At 46.0% G+C, this 4,115-nt stretch carries 3 protein-coding genes; all 3 read left to right on the top strand.

Annotated features, from left to right (window positions below; all coding sequences use genetic code 11):
• Positions 1–19 precede the first annotated feature (19 nt).
• The 3 genes from D1831_RS13790 to D1831_RS13780 all read left to right on the top strand — a co-directional run bounded on the left by D1831_RS13790 (position 20) and on the right by D1831_RS13780 (position 4,100).
• Positions 20–2,374: an FAD-binding protein gene (locus tag D1831_RS13790; protein ID WP_125073414.1), complete on the top strand. Its 2,355-nt coding sequence runs from the start codon at positions 20–22 to the stop codon at positions 2,372–2,374.
• A gap of 164 nt (positions 2,375–2,538) precedes the next feature.
• Entirely contained in the window at positions 2,539–3,360 is an 822-nt protein-coding gene (locus D1831_RS13785; protein WP_125073413.1) for a Cof-type HAD-IIB family hydrolase, read from the top strand.
• A gap of 137 nt (positions 3,361–3,497) precedes the next feature.
• Positions 3,498–4,100, top strand: coding sequence for a hypothetical protein (locus tag D1831_RS13780; protein WP_125073412.1), 603 nt, complete (start codon positions 3,498–3,500; stop codon positions 4,098–4,100).
• Positions 4,101–4,115: the final 15 nt, after the last annotated feature.

Raw genomic sequence — 4,115 nt, 5'->3', positions numbered from 1 at the left:
TTAAAGAAGGGTGTTAGATATGAAATTACTTGCAATTGTTGGGACCACGGCCCGCAAATCATATAATCGAAAATTATTACAATTTATGCGGAACCATTTTAAAAGTCGGGCTGAAATTGAAGTTGCCGAAATTAACACTATTCCGTTATTCAGTGAAGATGCAGCGGACTTAGGTGAACCAGTTCCCGTTACTAATTTAGCCGACCGTATAGAGCAAGTTGACGGCGTGATTTTTGGGGTGCCGGAGTATGATCATGCCGTCACCGCCGCTCTTAAAAGTACTTTAGAATGGCTTTCGTATCACCGGCACTCGCTTCGGGATATGCCGGTGATGTTAGTGGGAACTTCGCTGGGTATTCAGGGTACGTCGCGAGCACAAGATAATTTACGAATGATTCTAAATTCACCAGGCGTGGATGCGCAAACGTTAAATGGAAATGAATTTATGTTAAGTTTTGCCGGTAGGAATTTTGATAAAAATGATCAATTGGTCGATTCCAAAACGGTTGCTTTCCTTGACCAATGTTTTACAAACTTTCAAAAGATGGTGGTTGCCCGTTCAAAGCAATCGGTTATCAATCAAATTAAATGGCGGGCAGACTACGACGTAATCGTACTGGGCTTTGGAGGTGCTGGTGCGACGGCGGCACGGTTTGCTGCCGACAACGGTGCTAAAGTTTTATTGGTTGATACCGCGCCATATGGCCATGAGGGGGGGAATACCCGCTACGCGGCGCAGTATATTGCAACTGGTAAGAATCTAGCCGCGTTAACCAAGTATTACCAGCAACTATTTGCGCCGCTAGCAGTACCTCGGGAGGCACTAGAAGCGTATTTGACGGGGATGACTAAGATTCCAGAATATTTGAAGCGGTACTTAGACATTGAACCGGTTAGCTGGAATCGCGAAATGAAATCGAAGACGGACAAGCGTGTGAGTCCAATGGTTGAGTATCCAGAGTTTGCGGGGAGTGAGACGTTTGATATCACCATGGTCAATCATAAAGGACATGACGCCGGATTATGGAAAGTTCTACGGCAACAAGTGCTTAAACGCCAGTCTAAGATTGATGTTTGGTTAAATTCGACTGCTAAAAAATTGATTCAAAACCCTGAAACAAAAGTTATTCAAGGGGTGATGGTGGAACGCAATCATCAGAATTATAATATTCACGCTAAAAATGGTGTCGTACTGGCGACGGGTGGATTTGAAAATAATCCAAGTATGATTCAAACCTATCTTAAATACCAGAAATTGACCCCAATCGGAACGTTGTATAATCAAGGGGCCGGATTAAGGCTAGCTCAATCAGTTGGTGCTCGGATGTGGCACATGGCAAACTACGAATCGCACGGAATTCTACCGGGATTAACTTTTGCTGAAAAGCCCGGTGAACGGGGACGCCAAATTCGCGGATGGCGTGAATTGAACCACGGGAGTGTTTTTGTAATCGCTGACGATGGGAGCCGCTATTTCGACGAAACGGCTGAATCACGCCACGGACACATAAAGAATCATGGTCACTGGGACATTCCTATGCATAATGACCACCCGTACTTGATTTTTGATCAGGCCCAGTATGATCGGTTCAAACGTGGTACTCAGTCCGGATTACCTTACCCGCACTTCTTTGATAAATTAGTCAGTGCGCCGACTATTGAAAAGTTAAATCGGTTACTACAGTTACCTGAAGGAGCACTTACTACCACGGTTGCGCAGTTTAATCGTGAAACTGAATCTGGTCACCAAGACCATTTCGGACGGGCGACCGTGACAATGAATTCGTTCAGTCAGGGCCCGTTTTACGCCATCGCGCTGGCCAATGATGTTTTAAATACGCAGGGTGGCCCGGAAAGAAATGCGGATGCGCAAATTATTGGGTTAGATGGTCAGCCAATTCCGCACTTATACGGTGCCGGCGAGCTGGGAGGAATTTGCGGCAACCGGTATCAAGGTGGGGGAAACCTGGCTGAATGCCTAATTTTCGGAAAAATCGCCGGTGAAAATGCGGCAACTAGTAAGCGGATTGAGAATGATGTCACGGTCGAGGAACCCCTGGATTCAATCAATGACTTGGTAGCCGGTGCACGAATTGATGACATTCCGCTTGATAAGAATCAGTACTTAGGCAAATCGGCTAACGGAATCGGTGGACAATTGGTAGTGCGGGTGACCTACGCGGAGCAAAAGATTCAAAATGTTGAGGTCGTTCAGGAACATGAAAGTGAAGACGTTGGTAAACAAGCGTTGAAGTTAATCCCAGCCGCAATTACAGCCAACAATAGTACGGATGTTGATGCTGTTTCGGGTGCATCAGCTACTAGTACTGCAATTAAATATGCGGTTCAAGACGCGTTGAAACAAGTAAATTAGGACGATATCAAGGGAGGCTCCGTTTTTACGGAACCTCCCTTGATCTTACAAAAATATGCTTTTATTAATAAAAAGGTTATTTTTTTGTTTAGTAAAGCGGTTGCATTTCCCTTGGAACTCCCTTAAAGTGAAAAGGGTAATCTAATAGTTGAGAGGGTATTGATATGTATAAAATGATTGTGTGTGACTTAGACGAAACTTTGATGAACGACGACGGCAGTTTGTCCGCCGGAAACGCCGCGGCGATTCAAGCGGCGGCCGCCAAGGGGGTCTACTTCGTGCCGAATTCGGGCCGGAGTTACACCTCGTTTCAAAACGACCTAGAACAAATGGGCTTAAAGGACCAACCACACCAGTATTCGATCTCGTATAACGGTGGTTTGGTACTGGAAAACAAGGATAACCGGCCACTGATCGTCAACGCCATGCCGTACGCAATTGCTGAAAAAGTGTTCAAAGCGGGGATTGCGAACAAAAACGCCGCCACCCACGTTTATACCCAGGACACGTTGTACATTTATAACCCAATCGCCGAAGACGCGGCCTATTTGCGTAACCGCGGGGTCAGTTTTGAACTAGTGAACGATGCGGATTTCAGTCGCTTTAAGGATCTGAACATCATGAAAATTATCATGGCGCTGCCAACCATGCCGGAACGGCGCCAGATGCGGGCGGACGTGGAAGCTAACGTGGACCCGGCCGCCTTGGCGGTAACCTATTCTTCCGACCGCTACGTGGAATTTAACCCGGCCGGGGTGAACAAGGGAACGGCTTCTGTTCAACTTGGCAAATTACTGAACATCCAAGCCAGCGAAATTATTGCGGCCGGGGATAACAATAACGACTTGCCAATGCTTGAAGCGGTGGGCTTACCCGTCAGTGTCGCTAACGGGATCGAAACGGTCAAAACGGCCGCCAAATACGTAACGACGGCCGACAATAACCACGACGCGCTGGCCGAAGTCATTAATAAATTCATTTTGTAAGAATGAAAATACACTAAATTGTCGCAAACTGGATTTGTAATCGGAGTTTTACAAGTGGTATCATGGACATTGAAATAGTGGCGTACTATAAATTTTCCAATAAGTAACGCCGGACATCATTGAATGGGGGAACACGCATGAGTGCGATTCGCGACGATTTGGCTAAGGCAATTAAGAATAAGCAGCTCGTTGAGATCTATTCGAAGGGAACCAACGAACAGTTCAGTGTTGGTTTTGTTGTTCAACAGGACGAAAAGTTTGTACTCGTTAAGGCAATTAACGTTGATGGTGAACTGGACGGGTTGGTCGTTTTCCGTAAAGCGTCCTTGTCCAAGGTCGTCAGTGGTTCCGACTATTTAAAGAGCATGGCCACGATCATCGCGTTGGCGCAACAACGCGGGTACTACGACGTCTGGAATACGGAACGGTTAGTCGCTAAGTTTCAAAAGAAGCAGGGCAAGCACTCGTTGCTAAAGACCTTGTTAAAACAAGCGTTTAAACATGATCAGGTCATCCAGTTATCCGGCCGGATCAAAAAACACGGCGACAGCTACACCGGCTTTATTCACAGTGAACACAAAAAGTACGTGGAATTCAACTACGTCAATATGTTTGACTTAACGCAACGCCCACAAATTGCGGTCCGTTACGCTGAAATCGACGAAGCTAGTTTCCATAGTATCGAAACGTTTAACACCACGGCAGTCATTGAAAGTTTTATGCCCGGTGATTTTCATTAATAAAATGATTTAAAT

Source organism: Lactiplantibacillus garii (assembly GCF_003885105.1).
In the GTDB taxonomy this organism is placed as follows: domain Bacteria; phylum Bacillota; class Bacilli; order Lactobacillales; family Lactobacillaceae; genus Lactiplantibacillus; species Lactiplantibacillus garii.
The sequence above is the reverse complement of the archived record's forward strand: the minus strand, read 5'-3'. Positions and strand labels throughout refer to the sequence as shown.

What these genes read in the sequence shown, in the direction of transcription:
- D1831_RS13780 (WP_125073412.1), top strand. Translation starts at nt 3,498, where the DNA reads ATGAGTGCGATTCGCGACGATTTGGCTAAGGCAATTAAGAATAAGCAG.
- D1831_RS13785 (WP_125073413.1), top strand. Translation starts at nt 2,539, where the DNA reads ATGTATAAAATGATTGTGTGTGACTTAGACGAAACTTTGATGAACGAC.
- D1831_RS13790 (WP_125073414.1), top strand. Translation starts at nt 20, where the DNA reads ATGAAATTACTTGCAATTGTTGGGACCACGGCCCGCAAATCATATAAT.